Raw genomic sequence first — 19,631 nt, forward strand, 5'->3', positions numbered from 1 at the left:
TGCTCTTGCCTGTATCTCGTTTATTCTGCCAACCCACAACATCGGGCGTTCTGTTTTGAGCTGTTCAGTAACGCCCTACTTATCAGCCATTTGCTCAACCAATCGAAACATCATCTCCGTTGCCTGTTCGTCAATATCAGCAAGATAACTGTTCAATCTGCCACTTGTGAGTAGCGTGATGTAAACTGCTTTCTTGCATTCCTGTAAATAGCGTTTGTGTCGCTGTCCCCATAAGCCGATAGGCTTGTTTTCTTTTTCGGTTGGTAAAGTAAGGCAAGGAATATAATAATCCCCCTGCAATTCATACCAAAGTCCGTTGCTTTCATCGTAAATATATTTCTCCATAGTGTTATCCTCCAAAATAATCTATTCGCACATACATCACAGTTTCCCGATTACCACACTTTGTTATATTGTGTTATCAGATTTTTCTGCCCTTGATTTTGCCCTTATGATTGTGCAGAACAAGGGTAACATTGTGTGAAATCATATAAAGGGATAAGGTGGACTGATTGCGATAAATCCTTTATTTTCAAGGTTTTCGGAGGATTTTATTAAAACTCTATGAGGTGCGATAAACACCTGTGAAATTATGAATTTCTAATTCTTATTTACAAAATGTATTTCCGAAGTGCATCGGTAAACTCCCCGATTCTCTGCTCGGCAAGCTCTTTTAAGGTGATATTCTTCATGCTCTCGATATAACCCTGCTCCTGGCGGTACAGCCACCTGGTATCAGCCGGGCGGATCTTCTCATAATGGTTATAATGAACCCAGTCCTCATAGCTTACCGGAAGCGGATAGCCCAGCTTCTCAGCCAGCAGCTCCCGGAAATCGATCCGGTCCGCGCGGTCACGGATGCCTTCCCAGAACTCCAGTACTTCCTCCACATGCTCGTGGATCTCATACCGTCTCGCTCCGCCGTCGTAAATGATACATTTTTCAAAGAGCGGACTGCACATGGAAAGGGTCTCTCTGCGGAACTCCGGCGCTACGATGCCGCCCTTCCAGTAGAAATCCACATCCGGCAGATTGATGCCGGACACGCCCTTGTCCTGGTAGGTGCTGAAAATACCCTCGTAATAAATGGTAATAAAGCCTTCAAACTCCGGCCAGAACTCCCGGATATCCCGGGTCAGATCCTCCAGAATGTCGATACCCTTGGTTCCGCCGATGGTGAAGATGATGATATTGCGGAGCTTCGCGCCGTGATCCCGGTAGAAATCAGTCACATAGCGGAGACAGTGAATCAGCGTCTCGCCGCTGGCAATGATATCGCCGATCATCAGCGTGCTGTCCGGCACCATGGTCAGCTTGCTGTACTTGATCTCCAATCCCGCGATCTCCTCATTTTCAAAGACACGCTCACTGGACAGGAAGCTGATGTCATGAACACGGATGTGCTCCCGGTAACAGCTCTCCTCCAGCGGATAGTTGAGAGCGCCTCTCAAAATGGAGAGAATATTGGCGGTGGTCACCTTCTTCTGCTCCTTCAGATAATAAAGCATCTGGGATGTGGCGGAAATCAGGCAGTTATACACCTCATAGCCTACAATCTCCGGCGTATTCAGAAGCTTTCTGGACTCTGCCTCTGATACAATATAATACTCATTCAGGTAGTTTCCGCCGTCCAGCCGATAACAGGCCACGCCCTGCTCGTCAAATTCCGGCACCAGAACCACATTCTCCCAGTTATTCATTCTTATCTCCTTCGCTTTGCTGTATTTCACGTAACTTTTACGTTATCTTTACATATACCTTAGAATATATTAACGGGTCGGTCGGGTTCCGTCAAGGGGAATCAGGCGGAAATTCGACAATTTTTTTCCAATACAGGGTACTTATTTTTAAACGCCGAACACCTTCGCCGCCTTCTCCATCCGCTCCGCGTCGATGCCCTTCAGAGCCGTGTCATACTGCTCCGCAAACATGGTCTCGATGTCTTCGCTGGCCGGAAGCATATCAAATAGTACAGATAAGATTAATTTGCTAGTTCATAAAACATGCACTGAAATACAGAAAACCTGAATTCTGTTAGTTTCGTATAAGCCTATATTACTGCACTTTCTTCTCTCCCCGCTGCATATACAGATAACACCCGATACAAAGCACGATTCCCACCGCCGTAGAGATCGGCGCAGCCAGGCCGATGCGGGTCAGGCTGGCGTTGGGCTGGATGCTCATGTAGTAGGACAGAGGCAGACGGACCAGAAGGGTCTGAATTATGCCCTGTGCCATGACAAAGACGGTTTTGTTATTGCCGTTAAAGTAGCCCATCATGCTGAAGAGAATGGCGGTTCCCAGGGTCTCCGGGGCGAAGCCCTTCAGATAATCATAGCCTCTGGCGATAACAGATACGTCTGTGGTAAAGAAACCAGACAGCATGTCGCCCTTCAGAAGCACCAGGGCAAATACGACGCAGCCTACAGTAAGTCCCACGCCCATGCCGGTAAACATAGACTGCTTCGCCCGCTTGTGTTTACCTGCGCCTACATTCTGGGAGACGAAGGAAGCCATAGACTGCATCAGGGCGCTGGGTACCAGCATGGCGAAATTAACGATTTTGCAGGCCACGCCGTAGCCGGAGGAGGCCTCCAGACCCAGACGGTTGATAAAGGCACAGAGGGCCAGGAAAGAACACTGGGTCATGATCTCCTGAAAGGCCAACGGCAGACCAATTTTCAGGAATCTCGGACACTGAGCGTTCCAACGGAAATCCTCTTTATTGATAGCAAAGGGCAGTCCCCGCTTCACCAGAAGCACCACCACGAACACCACACTGCAGGCCTGAGCCGCCACAGTCGCAATGGCCGCGCCCGCTGCGTCCATATGAAGACCGGCTACCAGCACCAGGTCGCCGACGATATTGATAATACAGGCCACCAACACGAAGAGAAGCGGGGAATTGCTGTCGCCCAAGCCGCGGAAAATGGCTGCCAGTACGTTGTAGGCCACGATAAAGAAAATGCCGGCTCCACAGATACGCACATAAGCTGCCGTCAGGCTTACCGCTTCCGCAGGTGCCTGCATCAGCACTGCGATGGGCCGCGCCAGTCCTACCATAATCAGAAACAGCACCACGGAAATTGCTGCGAACACCACGGTGCCTCCACCGATGGCCGGTCCGATGTACTGGGGCCGCTTTTCACCCAGATACCGGGCAATGAGCACGGTGATACCCATGGCAAGCTGAGTCACTGCAAATGTCACCAGGTTCAGTACCTGGCTGCCGGTGGAAACTGCAGAAAGTCCCGATGTAGAGCCAAAGCGCCCCACCACCAGCAGATCCACCGCTCCGTAGGCCGCCTGCAAAATCAGCGCGCCCAGCACCGGCATCATAAATGCTACTAATTTCTTTAATATACTACCCTGTGTAAAATCTGACTTATCGTTTGTCATAGGTCTCTCTCCTCCCACTCATAATCTGGTAAAACTTTTCGATGGTCGTAATCATCGTTTCGGCCTCCTCATCGGAAATGCTGTCAAAATACGGCAGCAGGGCGTTGAAATATTCCTCATCGTATTTCTGATGCAGCCTCTTCCCCTTCTCGGTAGCAGTAAGGAAGGTCACCCGGCCATCGTCCGGCGAAGCCATTTTCTGAAGATAGCCCTTTGCTTCCATCTCCTTGACCGTCCGGGTCACGCCGGGTCTTGGAATATTCAGGAACTCACTGATATCAGAAATCCGGACCTGTTTTCCTTTCTCTTCCAGACCAAGAATGCAATCCAGACAATGAATGTAAGAGGGCTGTACGCCCTCCGGCAGCGGGGGAAGCAGATCACGGGTTCGCTTCGCCATGTAGCAAGCGTCAAACATCTGCTTGATTAATCGATTGTTCATCTGTTTATCTCCTCACATATAGTTACCAAAGTTAATTACCATTGATAATTATATAGAGAATTGGATTTTTGTCAAGACCTATTTTATAAATAACTGGGGAACAAAAAACTACCCGGCAAAAATACCGGGCAGTTTTTATTCTTTACAATGTTATTTTTACATCACCTTGCGGAACAACTCTTTCAGCTCTTCTACGCTGGTGTCCTTCGGGTTGCCCGGTCTACAGGCATCTGCATAAGCAGATTCTGCCAAGAAATCCAGATCTTCTTCCTTCAATGCTTCCAGCTTCGCGGGGATTCCCACATCCTCTGAAAGCTTCCGGACAGCGTCTACAGCAGCTTTACGGTATTCCTCTACAGACATCTCGTCCACGCCCTTTACGCCCAGCGCTCTGGCGATTTCTCTGTATTTCTCGCCAGTGCAGTCCGCATTATACTCCATCACTATGGGAAGCATCATTGCGCATGCCACGCCGTGGGGAGTGTCATAGACCGCACCCAGGGTATGCGCCATGGAATGGGCGATTCCAAGACCTACGTTGGAGAAGCCCATGCCTGCGATGTACTGACCCAGAGCCATGCCCTCGCGTCCCTCGGCTTCGTTCTTTACCGCGCCGCGTAAGGACTTTCCGATGATCTCGATGGCCTTCAGATGGAACATATCTGTCATTTCCCAGGCTGCCTTAGTGGTGTAGCCCTCGATAGCATGGGTCAGGGCGTCCATTCCGGTGGCTGCGGTCAGGCTTGCCGGCATGTCTGCCATCATATCCGGATCAACCACTGCAATAATCGGCATATCGTGGGTATCTACGCACACGAATTTCCGCTTTCTCTCCACATCGGTAATGACATAGTTGATGGTTACCTCAGCAGCGGTTCCTGCTGTGGTCGGCACTGCGATAATCGGTACACAGGCATGCTTTGTGGGTGCTACGCCCTCCAGGCTTCTCACATCCGCGAACTCTGGATTGTTGATAATGATACCGATGGCTTTTGCGGTGTCCATGGGAGAACCGCCGCCAACGGCAATGATGTAATCAGCGCCCGTTGCCTTAAATGCCTCTACGCCGGCCTTTACGTTATCAATGGTCGGATTGGACTTAATGTCACAGAAAACCTCGTATGCCAGGCCTGCATCCTCCAGCACTTTGGTTACCTTTCCTGTGGTTCCGCGCTTGTAGAGACCCGGGCCGGTGCATATCAGCGCTTTGTGGAAGCCCCGATTCTTTACCTCTCCGGCGATTTCCTGAATCGCGCCAGCTCCATGATAAGAGGTCTCATTCAATGTAATTCTGTTTGCCATAATATATCGTCTCCTTTTTCTTTTGAACCAACCATTTCCCTTGTTATTATTTTAACGCTTTGTTTCAAAAAATCAAGAGTTGCCAAAGCAAATCTTTACTTTATAAATGCTTTGAACGCCAGATAATTCTCATACAGATCTGCCTTGGATACCACCTCCCAGGGCGAGTGCATGGAAATAACCGGAACGCCGATGTCTACCGTGTCGATGTTAAACTTGGCGATGAATTTGGCCACGGTTCCGCCGCCTCCTTCGTCCACCTTGCCCAGCTCGCCGGTCTGCCATACCACGCCGTTCTCGTCGAACAGGTTCCGCAAATATGCAAGAAACTCGGCGTTGGCATCGTTGGACCCGCTCTTTCCTCTGGCTCCGGTGAACTTCATGATGCCTGCGCCGCAGGACAGGAATACGGAGTTGTTCTTCTCGCAGACCTCCGGGTAATTGGGATCGTAGGCCGCCGTCACATCTGCGGACAAGCACTTGGAATGGGCCCGGATAGCCGCGGAGCTTACGCCGAAGGAGGCTGCCAGCTCGTCAATGAGGTCCGTGAAAATAGCGCTCTGCATACCGGTGGTTCCTTCGCTTCCGATCTCTTCTTTATCCGCCAGGACAATCATCACCGTATGTCTGTCAGAGGTCTCGTCCAGGCATGCCTTCCATGCCGGGTAAGCGCAGACCCGATCGTCGTGTCCGTAGCTTCCGAGCAGGGCCCGGTCGAAGCCCACATCTTGGGCCTTGAAGGCCGGAACCATGGACAGCTCGGCGCTCATGAAATCCGCCTCGGTGATACCGTATTTGTCATGCAGCAGGTGCAGCACATTGTTCTTGACGGTTTTCTCATCGTCCTCAGTAGCTGCCGTGTAGGGAATGTTGCCAAACCAGATATTCAGCTGTTCACCCTCAATGGCATTGCCCAGGGGCTTCTGGTTCTGCTTGGCCGCCAGATGGGGAAGGAGATCGCTGATGTAGAATACCGGATCGCCCTCAGACTCGCCCACCTTCACCTGCACGGTGGCGCCGTCCTTCAACGCCACCACGCCGTGCAGGGCCAGGGGCATGGCCGCCCACTGATATTTGCGCAGGCCCCCGTAGTAATGGGTCTTGCCCAGAGCCACGCCCTCGGACTCATAGAGGGGAAGCTGCTTCAGATCCAGACGGGGACTGTCGATATGAGAGGCGATGATACGGATGCCGTCCTTCGCGATATTCTCAGTGCCCACCTTGATCAGATACATATTTTTCCCGCGGTTGTTGTAATAAATCTTGTCGCCCGCCTTGAGTTTGCGGCCAAAATCAAAAGCCTCGTAGCCTGCTGCCTTCGCAGCCGCCTCCACATAGGCGCAGCACTCCCGCTCAGTCTTTCCTTCGTCCAGGAAGTGCTTGTAGCCCTCAGCGAAATCGAAGATCTCAGTCATCAGGGTCTCATCTGCGGTTTCGTAGACGTTTGTTCTTTTGTAAGTAAGTGAATCCATGTGTGTTCCTTCTTTCTATCACAATATTGTGCGTATCTATTACTCTGTCTTTGATTTTATCACGTTTGAAACCACATTTCTATCTCTGTTTTTCTCATTACCGTACCTACTGGGCGTCAATTTAACCTCCCCAAAATTCACTTGAAAAAGCCAGAACAAAGATCTGAACTTGTTATATCTGCGTCCTGCAGATCTTCTTTGCTGCCTGATTAAGCTCACTGTTCTCCAAAATCAGCTTTTGGCCAAGCAGCGCTGCCTTTGTGAGTTCTGGCTCTACAGGCAGAACTGCCAGTATCCGCTCAGGATCTCCTATGGCCTGCTCCAGCACCTTCCTGCTTTCCTCGTCCACCTTATTCAATACATAATACACGGGTTTTTGAAGCCTTCCACTCAGCTCTCCTATCTTCACCGCAAGCTTGGCAGACTCATAGGAAGGATCACAGACCATCAGAATCAGATCCACCTCATCATCCAAACCGCGCCCGAAATGCTCAATTCCAGCCTCCATATCCAGAATAGCGATCTGATTTTCCTCAAGCGTTAATCTGCTGACAAACTGCTTCATCACCGTTCCCATAGCGCAGGCACAGCCCTCGTTCGCCTGATGAATCTTTCCGCTTACCATCAGCTTGATTCCGTTCTTTTCTGTGTAATACCCTTTCGGAATATCACTAAGCTTCCACTGTCCTTCAAAGAATTGATGCGTAAAATTAGATAGCATCATATCCTTCAGAACTTCCTCTTTCCCTCCAAAAAAACCGGTAAATTCCTTTGGATTTTCCATACTGAGATGCCGGTGCAGTCCATAGTTCGATTCGTCAGAATCGATGATCAGAACTTCTTTTCCCGCCGCCGCAAATCTTTCCGCCAGCAGCGATACGATGGTGCTTTTTCCGCTTCCACCCTTTCCACATACAGATATTTTCACTTTGCCACCTCCTCAAGATACAGGGACAGATGCACGTCACCCGGTATTGCAAAACCGCACTGATCGCAGATGCTTTCTCCCACAGTCTGCCCATCCCGTATAAATAGCTCTATCACGCCTCCGCATTTGGGGCAGTCAATCTCTTCAATCGTCGTCATACCGCGTGCTTCCTGGCATGTAGGTAATATATCACTCATTTTCGCACCTGCTTTCTATCCGGGGTCCGTAATTTCTCGCAAGCCGGAAGATACATCTGCCCTGAAACTTGTGTCAGGTTATCCTTTGCGTATTCCAGCTTCATATTTGATACGACCTTTCTTTTTCCTTTCCATTTTTTGGCTGTTCCTCCCGACTACAGTTCCAGCTTTTCCACAATCTCCTGAAGGGCTTTCCGCACTGGAGAGTCCATGGGAAGCTGTACAATGGGCTTTCCATCGCAGTCAAAGCGGTAAATCATATCGTCATGAGGCACTACTCCAAGGAGCTCCAGGTTCTGATTTTGTATCTCTTCCAGTGTTCCGGCATCCAGCTTCCCCTCCGGAGCCCGGTTGATAATCAGTCCCACCTTCTTTGGCTTAAAATTCAGCTCCTTCATCAAAGCAGCAATCCGTCCGGCTGCCTGCACGCCTCTCCTGGAACAGTCGCTGACTAAAATTGCGTTCTCCATCATCGGCAGGAGCCCACGGCTTACATGCTCCATTCCTGCCTCATTATCCACCACCACATAAGGGTAATGGCTCTGCAGCTTCTGCACCTGCGTCTGAACCAGGCCATTCACGAAGCAGTAGCAGCCTTGCCCCTGGCTGCGCCCCATGACCATCAGATCAAAGTCATCCTCCTCTGTAAGGGCGTCTGCCAGCCGGGCCTCCAGATAATCCTTTTTCGTTACCCCGACGGGAATCTTATACCGGCTGTCCGATCCCGCCCGCTCGATCTCCTCCCGGAGCTCTCCAAGGGTGATGCCCGCCTCCACGCCAAGCACCTCATTGAGATTTGAGTTGGCATCCGCATCCACGGCCAGAACCGGCTTCTTCCCGCTCTGGCAGAGATACTGAATCAAAAGGCCGGTAAGCGTGGTCTTTCCCACACCGCCTTTGCCGGCTACTGCAATCACATGTCCCATATCCTCTCCATCCTTTCCTGTGCCAAATCCACATTTTCCTGCGTTCAGCAATTATTCTGCTGCCGTCCTGATACAGGGTGTTCTTTTTATAAACAATATGTTGATTTTCTTTACAAACTGATTATAATAAAAGTATCCGAAAATACAATCATCAATTTAAAGCTGTCTGTAGGTTTCTGAACAGTTTTCCGTATTCTGTTCAGAAACTCCAATAGAAATCATCGAAAAAGGAGGAAATTCCCATGCCGGAAAAGACACAGAAAGAAGACCGGAGGACGCGTTATACCCGCCAGGTCATAAAGGAAGCATTTTTAACGCTCCTGGAAGAAAAGGAATATCCCAAAATCACAGTCACTGAGATCTGCAGGCTTGCGGAAATCAACCGGGGAACCTTCTATCTCCACTATTATGATACTGCCGATGTGCTGGATGATCTTCTAAGCGAAATCCTGAAAGAAACCACCAGCGTCATCGACCATGTCTTCTGCCCTGCAAGAGCCTCCGGGAACTGCTCCTATCCTTTCTGTGACAGGCTGCACAGCAGCGACCGATATCAGGCGCTTTTTCTCGACGACACCATCTCCGCACAAATCATAGAAAAAATGGCGGAAACGACAAAAGAAGACTATGTGACCTGGCTGATGTCACACAGTCTCCTTACCTTTGAAGAAGCCGAAGCCATTTTTTATTTCCAGATGAACGGCTGTCTGTCCATCAATAAAGTCATGCTGCGCAATCACTGCTCCGACTGGAAAAAGATACAGCAGGCCATCGATCAGTTTATCCGCGCGGGGCTGGAATCATTTCTGATCCAGGATCAGAGGGAATAGTGATCCGCATTTCATCCGATAACGGCGTTTTGTCTGTCAATATTCTCCTTGCCACGCACCTACTGGGCGTCAATCTTCTCCTTCAATTCCGTCAGATACATCCACCGCTCCATCTTCTCATCCAACAAGCTCTGTGTCTCTTCCTTCTCCTTCGTAAGCTCCGTCAGGCGGCTGTACTGGCTGGCGTGGGCTGCCATCTCTCCGTCCAGCTCCTCGATCTTCGCTTCCAGCACGGCGATATCGTCCTCGATGGTATCGAATTCCTTCTGTTCCTTGTAGGTGAATTTCAGCTTCTTCTCACCCTTGTCCCAGGTGGCTTTCTTTTTTCCGCCGGGTTCGGAAGCTCCCGTTGCTTTTATGCTCTTTAAAGCGCCGCCAAAATCCGTGGCTGCCGCGCCATGCTCCCGGGCCAGCGCTTCCATATAGTCGGTATAGCCACCCTCATACTGACGGAAATGGCCGTTGCCGTCAAAGGCAAAAATCCGGTCTGCCACATTGTCCAGGAAATATCGGTCATGGGAAACGAGAATTACAATGCCGATAAAGGAATTCAGGTAATCCTCCAGAATGGTCAGGGTCGGAATGTCCAGTTCATTGCTGACCTCGTCCATAACCAGCACATTGGGACCGGTCTGCAGGACGCCTAAGAGATAGAGCCGCCGCTTCTCCCCGCCGGAGAGCTTGCCGATGGGCGCATACTGCATATCCGGCGTAAAAAGAAATCGCTCCAGCATCTGGGATGCCGTGATCCGACCATCCCGGGTCGGAATGTACTCGGCGATGTCCTTTACATAGTCGATGACCCGCTGGTTCTCATCCATTTGGGGCAGCTCCTGGGCGAAATAGCCAAGCTTGATGGTTTCGCCCACCTCCACGTCGCCGGTATCCGGCGGAATCTGCCCCGCAATCATTTTCAGTAACGTGGACTTTCCGCAGCCATTTGGGCCAACAAACGCGATAGTCTGATTTTTCAGGAAAATATACGTAAAATCCTCAACGATCTTTCGGCTCTCATATTCCTTAGATACATGATGCAATTCTATGGTCTTTTTGCCCATACGTGTCTCCACTGAATCCAGCTCCACAGTCTTATCGAAAACCGGGGCCTTTCCGGCCTTCAGGGCCTCCAGCCGATCCAGTCTGGCCCGCTGCTTGGTGCTCCGGGCCCGGCAGCCTCTGGCTGCCCATTCAAGTTCCATTCTGAGAACGCTTTGCCGCTTCCGCTCCGTGGCCAGCTCCATTTTCTCCCTCTGAGCTTTCAGCTCCAGGAAACCGGAATAATTGGCCTGGTAGCTGTAAAGCTTCCCACGGCTGATTTCCAGAATCCGGTTGGTCACCCGGTCCAGAAAATAGCGGTCATGGGTTACCAGAATCACGGTTCCCCGGAATTTCCGAAGCCAGGCCTCCAGCCAGCGGATCATCTCCTCATCCAGATGGTTCGTGGGCTCGTCCAGAATCAGAATATCCGCCGAAAGCAGCAGGGTCCGTGCCAGGGCCACCCGTTTCTTCTGCCCGCCGGACAGGGTCTCGATTTGTGCCTCCACATCCGGGATGTCTAAGGTGTTCAGCATATTTTTTGCGTCATACTCGGTGACTTCACCGCCTGCCACATAGGACAGCACCGTGGAACCATCCGGAAATGTGTTCGCCTGGGACAGGAAGGCCAGCTTTACGCCATTTTGCATAATGACCTGCCCCTGATCAGCCTCCTCGGTACCTGCGATAATCCGAAGCAGGGTCGTCTTGCCCGTGCCGTTGATGCCGATGATTCCGACCTTTTCTCCCTCCTGAATGCCGCAGGAGATATCATCAAAAATCCATTTATCTCCATAAAGCTTGCTTACGTGCTCGATATTTAAAATGTTCATAATACTTCCATCTTTTCTCCTTACAAACTCATGCGCGCTATTCCTGCCGTCCGGTACTCCAAAAGCTTCTCCTTTAGCCCCTGATGCTCCTCCAGCTTCAGCTCCGGGTCTAATTTTTCGATCTTCGCGGCCTCCTCACTGGCAGCCTGCAGGATCAACGCATCTGTAAAAATATCTCCAATCTTAAACTCCAGAATTCCACTCTGGCGGATTCCGAACAGGTCGCCCGGTCCCCGAAGCTTCAGGTCTTCTGAAGCGATATAAAAGCCATCATTGGATTTCTTCAGAATCTCCAGTCGCTTTTTAGTATCCTTACTGTCGGATCCGCTAACGAAAATGCAGTAGGACTGGTGCTTTCCGCGTCCTACACGCCCCCTTAGCTGATGTAGCTGCGCCAGGCCGAAGCGCTCGGCGTTCTCCACCATCATAACTGTGGCGTTGGGAACATTGACGCCGACCTCGATAACGGTCGTGGAGACAAGCACCTGGATTTCGCCTGCCGCAAAGCGCTCCATAATGTCATTCTTCTCGGCGGCTTTCATTTTCCCGTGCAGATATTCAATAGCAATGCCAGAAGCCAGCTCCTTTTGCAGCTTTTCCGTATAATCTACCACATTTTCAATCTCGATCTCCGGATTTTCCTCCACCATAGGGCAGATAATATACACCTGCCGCCCGGCGGCCACTTCCCGCTCGATAAAACGGTAGGCCTTAGGCCGATAACTCTCGTCCACCACACAGTTCTTGATGGGCAGACGATTGGCCGGAAGCTCATCGATGACGGAGATATCCAAATCCCCGTAAATGATAATAGCCAGAGTCCGGGGGATCGGCGTGGCGCTCATGACCAACACATGGGGATGAAGTCCCTTACTCGCCAGTGTCTCCCTCTGGCGAACACCAAACCGGTGCTGCTCATCTGTCACCACCAGTCCCAGACGGGCAAAGTTTACCTTCTCCTGAATCAGCGCATGGGTTCCGATAATAATCCGCGCCTCACCGCTCTCAATGCGCGCATAAGCCTCCCGTTTCTCCTTGGCCGTCATGGATCCGGTCAGCAGCTCCACGCATACGTCCATGGAAAGCCCGGAAATCAGCTCCCGGATACTCTCCGCATGCTGTCTTGCCAGCACCTCGGTGGGTGCCATCAGCGCCCCCTGATAGCCGCTCTCCACCGCGGAAAGCAATGCCAGTAGCGCAATGACCGTCTTACCGGATCCCACGTCTCCCTGCACCAGCCGGTTCATGACCGTTTCTCCGGCCAAATCGGACTGTATCTCCTGCCAGACCCGCTTCTGGGCTCCGGTGAGCTCGTATGGCAGTGATGAAAGCAACTGCTCCACAGACGCTCCCGGATGAATCACGCACTCATTGACCGTGTCTTCGGTCTGCTCTTTCATCTGCCGCAGGGCTAAAATAAACAGGAAAAACTCATCAAAGACCAGCCGCTTTCTAGCCAACAGCAGATCCTCCCGCTTCACCGGAAAATGGATGGCCCGCAGGGAAAAGTTATATTCCGCTAACTGCTGTTCGTTCCGGATACGCTCCGGAAGATATTCTGTGTCCAGATCCAGTTGCTCAAAAGCCTGGCGCACCGCCTTGGTCACAGTCTTATTGGACAGGCCGCCGGTCAGTCCATAGATGGGCTGCATAGTGTCCAGCAGCTTCTCATAGTCCTCCGGCGCGTAAATCTCCGGCTGATCCATGGTGGTTCGACCCTTTTTCTTCTGCACCCGTCCCCGGAAGATATAGATGCAGCCGGGCAACAGGCTGTTTCGCAGAAAGGGCATATTAAACCAGGAAAGCTGCAGGTGCAGGCCATTTTCCTCTAAGGACACGGTGGTAATATGATACCTGCCCACTCGCCTGCCATCCGGGATCCGGCGGATAAAGCCGGTCACGGCCTGTATCTTATCGGCCTCCAGAGCACCGATTGACACCGGTCTTTCATATACATCATATGTCCTCGGATAATAAGACAAGAGCTCTCCCACCGTGTCTACCCCGACACGGTGAAAGAGCGCAGCCGTCTTTTCTCCAATACCTTTTAAGGCTGTAATTGGGGAAGCTGTATTCATTTTCTACTCCACAGAAACTACATAATAGTAAATCGGCTGTCCGCCAAAATGAACCTCGATATCGCAGTCCGGATACAGATCGCTTAAATCCTCGCCCAGCTTGTCCGCATCCTCCTTCTTCACGTCCTCGCCATAGTAAATGCTGATAAGCTCGGAATCCTCGTCGATGAGCTCCTTGAACATATCTAGCGTAGTCTGCTCCACATCCTCGCCCACAGCCAGGATCGCGTGGTCGCCGATGCCCATGATATTGCCCTCTTTGATCTCTTTGTCATCGATGTGAGTATCACGCACCGCGTAAGTCACCTGACCGGTCTTCACATTGGCCAGCTCCTCAGTCATGCGGGTCTCGTTCTCCTCAGCGGAGGAATCCGGCATGAAGTTGATCATGGCTGTAATTCCCTGGGGAACAGTCTTTGTAGGAATCACGATAATATCCTTATCCTCGCACAGAGCCTTGGCCTGATTGGCAGCCAAGATGATGTTCTTATTATTCGGCAAAATGAAGATGTGCTCCGCATTGACCTTGTCAATGGCGTTCAGCATGTCCTCGGTGCTGGGATTCATGGTCTGGCCGCCCTCGATCAGGTAGTCCACGCCGAGACCCTTGAAGATCTCGCCGATGCCCTCACCGATGGATACGGAGATGAAGCCCATCTCCTTTCTCGGCTCTTCTGCCTTCTGCTGCGCCGCAATCTTAGATGCATCCTTAATCAGCTTCTCCTCATGCTCCTCACGCATATTGTCGATCTTCAGCCGGGACAGGGAACCGTAGGTCAGCGCCTTCTCGATGGCCTGACCCGGATGATTCGTATGTACATGAATCTTTACAATATCATCGTCAGCCACGCACACAATAGAATCACCGATAGACTCCAGGAAAGCCTTAAATTCCATCTCGTCCTTATGCTCAAACTTCTTATCTAATACGATAATAAACTCGGTGCAGTAACCGAACTTGATTTCAGCCTCTGTCTCCGCGCTGATCTTCACCGGAGCGGACTTCGGCGCTTCAAAGGTGTAATCCACCTCTTTTCCCAGATAAGCGTCGTAAGCGCCCTTCAGGACCTCCACCAGGCCCTGTCCGCCGGAATCTACCACACCCGCCTCTTTCAGAACCGGTAAGAGATCCGGAGTAGTCGCCAGCACACGCTCCGCCTCTTCAATCACACCTGCAAAGAAGACGTCCAGATCCTCTTCCTCCAGAGCCAGCTCTGCCGCCTTATCAGCCGCGCCTCTGGCCACCGTCAGAATCGTTCCCTCCTTCGGCTTCATAACCGCCTTGTACGCAGTCTCTACTGCTTTCTGGAATGCATTGGAAATGGTCATCACGTCCAGGGTCTCATACCCCTTGATTCCCTTAGTGAAGCCGCGGAGCAGCTGGGACAGGATAACGCCGGAGTTTCCGCGCGCTCCTCTTAAGGATCCGGAGGAAATAGCCTTCGCTACTGTCTCCATGGTACGCTCAGACAGGTTGTTGACCTCGGAAGCCGCAGACATGATGGTCAGCGTCATGTTGGTTCCCGTATCGCCGTCCGGCACCGGAAATACATTCAGCTCGTTGATCCACTCTTTTTTCGCTTCCAGGTTCTTAGCTCCGGCTAAAAACATCTTTGTAAGCGTGTTTACCTCTATTGTTTTCATAATGACAAAAAACTCCTCCTGAAATTAATCTATGACCCGAACACCCTCAACAAAGATGTTGATTTTCTCAATGGTCATTCCGGTGAACTCCTCCACCTTGTACTTTACATTGCTCATCAGATTGTCGGATACAGCGGAAATGCTGACGCCATACGCTACAATTACATGGAAAGAAAGCATAATCTTATTGTCGTTGATCTGTACGTTCACGCCGCGGGTCAGGTTGTCTCCCTTCAGGAGCTTTACCAGTCCGTCTTTCATATTTACCATGGCCATTCCAACGATACCGAAGCACTCCACTGCTACGGAACCTGCATATCTGGCAATAACTTCCGGGTCGATCATGACAGCGCCCATCTGCGTATTCATAAGTCCCTTCATTATCATTACCTCCACTCTTATTTTTTATTACATCAAAAAAGCCCATGTCTCTCTTTGCTTATCAGATGACATAGATATAGTGTATTATAACCTGTTTTACCTCGAAAAGAAAGCTATTTTTCATACTTTCTAAAAAATTGTAATATTTTTAAATTTCCACTTGCAAAATATAGTGGCATCTGCTAGAATAACTTATGTTGCGAGCCTATATATAGGTTCACTATCGTTCAAGAGGAGGTGCAAACATGGCAAAGTGTGCAATCTGTGAAAAAGGCGCTCATTTCGGAAACAACGTCAGCCATTCACATAGACGTTCCAACAAGATGTGGAAATCCAATGTTAAGTCTGTAAAGGTTAAGGTTAACGGCGCTGCCAGAAAGATGTATGTATGTACATCCTGTCTGAAGTCCGGAGCAGTTGAGAGAGCTTAAGTTTAAGATTGAGAAATTAGGAGCAGCGTGTGCCGCTCCTTTTTTTGTGTCCCTTTTATAGAAAATAAGAAAGAATCCTGCGTTTTATTTCATAATCACAGCCCCGATGAACCACAGCACATATACATGTACCGGGTAGAATATGTAGTAAAAATACTTCCGGAACTGCGGTGACAGCTTGTCCCGCTTCCGCTTCTTCTTACAAAAGCCAAGCTCTTCATTGCAGCCGAGCACCAGCGGCAGGGCAAAAATCATCATCCACTGAAAATCATTATGGAGCATATGGGACAGATCAAAAATCGGACGGAAAGACGCTCCCCAGAGCACCAGCCCCGTCATAATCTCCATCAGAGCCACCAGCACATCATGGCCCACCAGGGAAAACAATCTTCCCCAGAGACCAAAGGCGGAATTTACAAAGAATACAAGAAAGATACCCAGGTATCCGAGAATCATCCGCTTCTTACTCTTGTCCTCCTTCGTAAAATAGAATAGCACGCCAATCAGCACATACATCAGCGCTCCCTCGCAGGTCAGCGCGCTTCCAAGCAGAGCCGAACCGAAATTCAATACTGCATAGGGCACTTCCACAATTTCATAGAGTCCGGCCCATACACCCGCGACAGCCACCTGATAAAAAATGTATGTGAACCAGATTTTCAATCTCCGCTTCGGATGGCGATTCGCGTATTCAATCAGATCCACCAGAAAAGCAGACGCAAATAAGGTCGCGAACATATTGGTGGTGACGGCGGTGACCAGGCCGGTCTTCTGTGCCACAACGGACATGAGCAGGTTAAAGGCCGCCATGGCTACGCTGGCGATGTAGAGCCGCCGGAAATACGCTTTCTTATCACTGGTTTTCGTAAGGCTCCAGGCCATACAGTAAAAGAACAGCGGCGCGGACAGCTTTCCGAGCCACTGCAGAAACACCGGCATACCCGGAATCAGCGATCCGATATACCCCAGCACCATGGTCACAAGCGCTATCCGCTTCAATGTAGTTACAGACATTTTCTATCTCCCTTTATCGTTATTGTTCACTCCGTTCTCAATAACACGCTCCGCGGGACAGTGCATGTGAACAATAATCTTTTATCTTCCGCATTTTCCTCCGGACGAGAACAGATTATACCCGACAATCATCAGGGAAAAGGCCGCCAGCGCCCGCACAAACCAGCCGTTGACCGGCATAAAAAAGGTGGTGAGGATTCCGACGCCTATCCAGAACATCACAAAACCAAGCAGCTGTTTCATAACGGCTCCCGGCATATTATTTCTTATTCTATTCTATGTCCTTTTTTTTGAAATGTGTATCCAGGCAGCCGATTACTCTGCCTTTGGATCTGCCTCCGGCTCGTCCTTTTCGATTACGTCTACTGCGTCCTGGATGGCGTCTGCCACCGGACTCTCATTCTTTGTGCCGCCTGACGCAAACTTGTTCACGAAATCCGGAACCATGTCGAGAATCTTCGTTACAGTATCCTGATTCTTTACATTGACCAGCTTGGTGACGCCATTCGAGATTACCAGAATAGCGCTGGGGGAAATCTTCGCTCCCATACCGCCGCCTGCGTTCTGCTTCTTATCGCCCGCGAAGGCTCCGGCTCCCACGCCGAAGGATACGTCTACCAGCGGCAGAATGATGGTATCGCCGATGGTAACTGCGTCGCCGACTACGGTTTTTGTAGTGATAAAGCTGTCCATGCCCTTGAACAGGGACTCTACGGTGGTATCAAATGTATTATTCATAAGAAAGCCTCCTTATTATATCTTCTATGATTATAAATTTTTATCGCGATTTCGCACTACCCAAACCACCTACGCCTGTTGTGCGTAAAAAAGGTGCAGCGTGATTCAGGATGCTTTGTCATATCGGCACGTCAGGTCACCATTCGGTATACAAAACGAACATTTTTGTCCCGGTACAGCCTCCAGGCAATCTGCGCGACGGTCAGCAGCCGGATGCGGCCCTTCAGATACAGCTCACCCTCCAGCACAGTCTCCTGAAAATCAGGGACTACCTTCACATTATCCATGAAAAGAGGATAAAATATACTGATGCCGCCCAGAATTTCTCCGGTCAGCGCCGGGTCGTCCGTTCCGAAACGCAGGTCACCCCGCACTTTGTTCGGAAGCAGTTTCAACAGAAAACCTTTCAGTTGGCTCCAGGCAAGACTGAGTGCCGCCTTTGTGCGGTCGTCCGTGGCAAAGCGTTTCATTCGTTTTATTTTAACATAGAACCGGTGTAATGTATATTTAAGATTTTTTAATTTTTTCGGAATAGAGCTTAAGCAGCGCCAGATAGTTTTCAGAAAGCCCGCAAGCGTTCTCAGAAAAACAGTAATTTTCCCGAAAATTCCGAGATTCCGCTGTTTGCGGGCGGGCCACGGCTCCAGTTCTTCTGTTTCCTCTTCTACGGGCTCTATGCAGATCTCCTGCTCTGCCGCCTTCCCCGCGTCCTCCTCTGCGTCCGCGAAAACTTCTTTCATCCCATCCTCTATCTCTTTTTCATCCGCCAGAAAATCCTTCACGGTAAAAATAAGTACCTTCAGCTTCGCCGACAGTTCCCCGTTCCGAAAGCTCACCGGTACCCGTACCAGCTGAAGTAGCCAGTGCACCCTTGCTTCCACGAAAAATTCCTCTTTCTTTTTCAGATGGGCCTCGTACCGAACCGGCACCAAAAGAAGCAATGCCAGAATCAGCAAAGCCAGTCCCAGCACCACTGCAAGTATGAGCAGTATGATTTTCAAGATAATCCAGATTATATGCAGCATACTGTCAGTTCTCCGTCCTGCCAAAATACTCCCGCACGGCGAAGCCGCCGGTCTTCCGATAGATGTCCTCTACCATCCGCTGTACCAGCTCCAGGGCCTCCTCGTAACCCGACGCGATACCCACCACAAAAAGATCCTGCTTATAAAAGGCCGGCTGCTTCAGATGGGCCGCGTGAAAAATATCAAAAAGATTCTCCGGATTGGAAGCCAGGGTGATCAGATAGATGCTGACCATCCCCATACCACGGTTGGCTTTTCTTATAATCTTATCCTTTTTTTTCGCCGTTTTGTCAGTCAGATAAAGATTTTCCGCCCACTGCATTCCGAAATCCTCTCCAGACAACAGTCTGTCCGCTCTGCGCTTACGCTATTGTCCTAAATTCGAAAAATGAGGGTATCGAAACCTATCCGCGACACCCTCTTTCCTCTCGTTTCTTCTAAAAATACTTTTTATTGCCCCAGAGATTACTCTTTTTCAGATCCAGATACTCATTGTAGGCCCGCTCCAGAATCTGCTTCTCATTGGAAAACTTCAGCAGATGGTAGGCCTCGTGATACTTATAATATCCCGAATCCACAAAATACTCCTCGCGCTGTGGTTTACTGTAATAATTGTCCGCCATCATCAGATACCAGTGAACGTCCTTCTCTACCGTGTCCTCCGGCACCGTGAAGGAATACTGGCTCTTGCCAATATACTTGATAATCGCGGCATCTACGCCCGTTTCCTCGCGCACTTCTCTTAACGCCGTCTCCTTGTACTCTTCTCCCGGCTCTACAGTCCCCTTCGGCAATACCCAGCCCTCATAACGGTTCTTGTAATTCTTGTACAAAAGCAGGATCTTACCTCGAAATATTACCACACCGCCACAACTGGTTGCTTCAATCATTGCAAAACCTCCTGTCCTGGTGTGTTCAAAAACTAGGTATAGTATAGCGCTTTTTGGGAGATTTGA

The 19,631-nt window shown here is 50.3% G+C and carries 21 protein-coding genes; 2 read left to right on the forward strand and 19 right to left on the reverse strand.

What is annotated here, in order from left to right; translation table 11 throughout:
- Nucleotides 1–75: 75 nt before the first annotated feature.
- The 9 genes from ACESZP_RS15525 to ACESZP_RS15565 all read right to left on the reverse strand — a co-directional run bounded on the left by ACESZP_RS15525 (nt 76) and on the right by ACESZP_RS15565 (nt 8,666).
- Entirely contained in the window at nt 76–345 is a 270-nt protein-coding gene (locus ACESZP_RS15525) for a TnpV protein (RefSeq protein WP_499709606.1), read from the reverse strand.
- Between the two features lie 266 nt (nt 346–611).
- Entirely contained in the window at nt 612–1,700 is a 1,089-nt protein-coding gene (locus ACESZP_RS15530; protein WP_499709608.1) for a hypothetical protein, read from the reverse strand.
- Between the two features lie 355 nt (nt 1,701–2,055).
- Nucleotides 2,056–3,399 (reverse strand): MATE family efflux transporter, encoded by a 1,344-nt coding sequence (locus ACESZP_RS15535; RefSeq protein ID WP_499709609.1) that lies wholly within the window; start codon nt 3,397–3,399, stop codon nt 2,056–2,058.
- Nucleotides 3,386–3,841, reverse strand: a complete 456-nt coding sequence (locus ACESZP_RS15540) for a MarR family winged helix-turn-helix transcriptional regulator (RefSeq protein ID WP_499709611.1) — start codon at nt 3,839–3,841, stop codon at nt 3,386–3,388. Before ACESZP_RS15540 ends, ACESZP_RS15535 begins: the two co-directional genes overlap by 14 nt.
- Before the next feature lie 156 nt (nt 3,842–3,997).
- Nucleotides 3,998–5,143 carry a lactaldehyde reductase gene (fucO, locus tag ACESZP_RS15545; RefSeq protein WP_499709613.1) on the reverse strand — a complete coding sequence of 382 codons (1,146 nt, stop codon included), beginning with the start codon at nt 5,141–5,143 and terminating at the stop codon, nt 3,998–4,000.
- Between the two features lie 95 nt (nt 5,144–5,238).
- A complete protein-coding gene (locus ACESZP_RS15550) occupies nt 5,239–6,615 on the reverse strand; it encodes an aminopeptidase (RefSeq protein WP_499709615.1) in 1,377 nt (458 codons plus the stop codon).
- Nucleotides 6,616–6,787: 172 nt separating this feature from the next.
- Complete coding sequence (locus ACESZP_RS15555; protein ID WP_499709617.1) at nt 6,788–7,543, reverse strand: ATP-binding protein; 756 nt, start codon at nt 7,541–7,543, stop codon at nt 6,788–6,790.
- Nucleotides 7,540–7,701, reverse strand: a complete 162-nt coding sequence (locus ACESZP_RS15560) for a hypothetical protein (RefSeq protein ID WP_499709619.1) — start codon at nt 7,699–7,701, stop codon at nt 7,540–7,542. Before ACESZP_RS15560 ends, ACESZP_RS15555 begins: the two co-directional genes overlap by 4 nt.
- Nucleotides 7,702–7,895: 194 nt before the next feature.
- The gene (locus ACESZP_RS15565; RefSeq protein ID WP_499709621.1) at nt 7,896–8,666 is read right to left on the reverse strand and encodes an ATP-binding protein; all 771 of its coding nucleotides are present in this window, start codon (nt 8,664–8,666) and stop codon (nt 7,896–7,898) included.
- A 242-nt stretch (nt 8,667–8,908) separates the two neighbouring features.
- On the opposite strand from ACESZP_RS15565, the gene ACESZP_RS15570 reads away from it, so the two are divergent.
- The gene (locus ACESZP_RS15570; RefSeq protein ID WP_499709622.1) at nt 8,909–9,496 is read left to right on the forward strand and encodes a TetR/AcrR family transcriptional regulator; all 588 of its coding nucleotides are present in this window, start codon (nt 8,909–8,911) and stop codon (nt 9,494–9,496) included.
- Between the two features lie 59 nt (nt 9,497–9,555).
- On the opposite strand, the gene ACESZP_RS15575 is transcribed toward ACESZP_RS15570, so the two are convergent.
- The 4 genes from ACESZP_RS15575 to ACESZP_RS15590 are packed head-to-tail and all read right to left on the reverse strand — an operon-like array spanning nt 9,556 to nt 15,467.
- Nucleotides 9,556–11,364: an ABC-F family ATP-binding cassette domain-containing protein gene (locus tag ACESZP_RS15575; RefSeq protein ID WP_499709624.1), complete on the reverse strand. Its 1,809-nt coding sequence runs from the start codon at nt 11,362–11,364 to the stop codon at nt 9,556–9,558.
- A 20-nt stretch (nt 11,365–11,384) separates the two neighbouring features.
- A complete protein-coding gene (gene recG, locus ACESZP_RS15580) occupies nt 11,385–13,442 on the reverse strand; it encodes an ATP-dependent DNA helicase RecG (RefSeq protein WP_499709625.1) in 2,058 nt (685 codons plus the stop codon).
- Nucleotides 13,443–13,445: 3 nt separating this feature from the next.
- A complete protein-coding gene (locus ACESZP_RS15585; RefSeq protein WP_499709627.1) occupies nt 13,446–15,086 on the reverse strand; it encodes a DAK2 domain-containing protein in 1,641 nt (546 codons plus the stop codon).
- Nucleotides 15,087–15,110: 24 nt separating this feature from the next.
- Complete coding sequence (locus tag ACESZP_RS15590) at nt 15,111–15,467, reverse strand: Asp23/Gls24 family envelope stress response protein (RefSeq protein WP_499709629.1); 357 nt, start codon at nt 15,465–15,467, stop codon at nt 15,111–15,113.
- A 245-nt stretch (nt 15,468–15,712) separates the two neighbouring features.
- Here ACESZP_RS15590 and rpmB point away from each other — a divergent pair, with 245 nt between their 5' ends.
- Nucleotides 15,713–15,898 carry a 50S ribosomal protein L28 gene (gene rpmB / locus ACESZP_RS15595; RefSeq protein WP_158362047.1) on the forward strand — a complete coding sequence of 62 codons (186 nt, stop codon included), beginning with the start codon at nt 15,713–15,715 and terminating at the stop codon, nt 15,896–15,898.
- Between the two features lie 84 nt (nt 15,899–15,982).
- Here the strand turns inward: rpmB and ACESZP_RS15600 are convergent, their stop codons facing one another.
- The 6 genes from ACESZP_RS15600 to ACESZP_RS15625 form a co-directional block, all read right to left on the reverse strand.
- Nucleotides 15,983–16,912: a TraX family protein gene (locus ACESZP_RS15600; protein WP_499709631.1), complete on the reverse strand. Its 930-nt coding sequence runs from the start codon at nt 16,910–16,912 to the stop codon at nt 15,983–15,985.
- 81 nt (nt 16,913–16,993) lie between these two features.
- Complete coding sequence (locus tag ACESZP_RS15605) at nt 16,994–17,155, reverse strand: hypothetical protein (protein ID WP_178038553.1); 162 nt, start codon at nt 17,153–17,155, stop codon at nt 16,994–16,996.
- Nucleotides 17,156–17,227: 72 nt separating this feature from the next.
- Nucleotides 17,228–17,650 (reverse strand): spore germination protein GerW family protein, encoded by a 423-nt coding sequence (locus ACESZP_RS15610; protein WP_178038554.1) that lies wholly within the window; start codon nt 17,648–17,650, stop codon nt 17,228–17,230.
- A 131-nt stretch (nt 17,651–17,781) separates the two neighbouring features.
- Entirely contained in the window at nt 17,782–18,675 is an 894-nt protein-coding gene (locus tag ACESZP_RS15615; protein WP_499709634.1) for a DUF2953 domain-containing protein, read from the reverse strand.
- A gap of 4 nt (nt 18,676–18,679) precedes the next feature.
- Nucleotides 18,680–18,997 (reverse strand): hypothetical protein, encoded by a 318-nt coding sequence (locus tag ACESZP_RS15620; protein WP_349163987.1) that lies wholly within the window; start codon nt 18,995–18,997, stop codon nt 18,680–18,682.
- A 115-nt stretch (nt 18,998–19,112) separates the two neighbouring features.
- Nucleotides 19,113–19,565 carry an NUDIX domain-containing protein gene (locus tag ACESZP_RS15625; RefSeq protein WP_178038557.1) on the reverse strand — a complete coding sequence of 151 codons (453 nt, stop codon included), beginning with the start codon at nt 19,563–19,565 and terminating at the stop codon, nt 19,113–19,115.
- Nucleotides 19,566–19,631 lie beyond the last annotated feature (66 nt).

The organism is Candidatus Dorea massiliensis AP6 (assembly GCF_964245105.1).
In the GTDB taxonomy this organism is placed as follows: domain Bacteria; phylum Bacillota; class Clostridia; order Lachnospirales; family Lachnospiraceae; genus Laedolimicola; species Laedolimicola intestinihominis.